General features: G+C 34.8%; 1 protein-coding gene. It reads left to right on the top strand.

The features are described 5' to 3' along the window. Positions 1–1106: IS4 family transposase (locus WMO25_RS18225; RefSeq protein ID WP_349086655.1), on the top strand; the 1106-nt coding region annotated here is incomplete at its 5' end. Positions 1107–1143: the final 37 nt, after the last annotated feature.

Here is a 1143-nt window from a genome sequence, read left to right as displayed (position 1 = left end):
TCAATTCTGAGCTTCCTATTTCAAAATCCGGCTACATTCAAAAGAGAAATAAACTAAAGCCTGACACTATGGAAAATCTGTTTCATTCTTTTAATAGAAAAATAAAGTCTAAGAAAACTTTTCAGGGTTATGAGCTTCTTGCCTGTGATGGAGCAGACCAAAATATTTTCCGTGATCCAAAAGATAAAAAGACACATTTTCCTGGAAAGAAAGATCGTGGAACTTTTGGGTTTAATCAATTGCACATTAATGCCTTATATAATCTGCTGGATTTCAGATATGTACATACATTAATCCAATCACCATATGAGGAGAATGAATCATCAGCTCTTATTCATATGGTAAAAGATCTTCCGAGAAACAGAAAAACAATCATTATTGCAGATCGGGGATATGAAACTTACAATATTTTTGCAAATATTCAGGAAAAAGGTCTCTTCTATCTTATTAGAGTAAAAGATGTCACCAGCAATGGAAGTATCGCGGGTAGCCTTTGCCTGCCATCAAAAGGGGAATTCGATGAAGACATCACTCTTAAAATGACAAGAAAGCAAAAATATTTAAGAGAAAAAGGTTATAAATATCTTGCCAAATCGTCTCCTTTTGATTTTTTGGATTCAGAACATCCTTTTTACGAACTATCCTTCCGTATTGTCAGGATTCTTTTGCCGAATGGTAACTATGAATGCCTGATTACCAATCTGGATCGCAAAGAATTTTCGACTGAAAAACTGAAAACTCTATACAAAATGCGGTGGGGCATAGAAACATCTTTCCGAAAACTTAAATATACGATAGGTATGTCAAACCTTCATAGTAAAAATCCCGAATACATTTGCCAGGAAATATTTGGGAAACTGATTTTGTACAATTTCTGTGAGATTATTGCCAGCCATGTAGTACTGGAGCAGCGAAACAAAAAATATGAATACCGAGTAAATTTTACTATGGCAGTCTATTGCTGTAGAAGATATCTAAGAGATTCTTTGTTTAACAATATCGAACAGTTGATAAACCGAAGTCTGACACCAGTAAAGCCGGATCGACAGTATAAACGACGCGTGATTAAAAAAAGATGGATTAGTTTTACATACCGTGCCGCATAAATATCCTTTCCCTTACCGTTATATTATCAAGCAGAAG

The organism is Coprococcus intestinihominis (assembly GCF_040096555.1).
GTDB lineage: Bacteria > Bacillota > Clostridia > Lachnospirales > Lachnospiraceae > Coprococcus_A > Coprococcus_A intestinihominis.
This window is presented reverse-complemented; position numbering and strand designations above follow the sequence as displayed.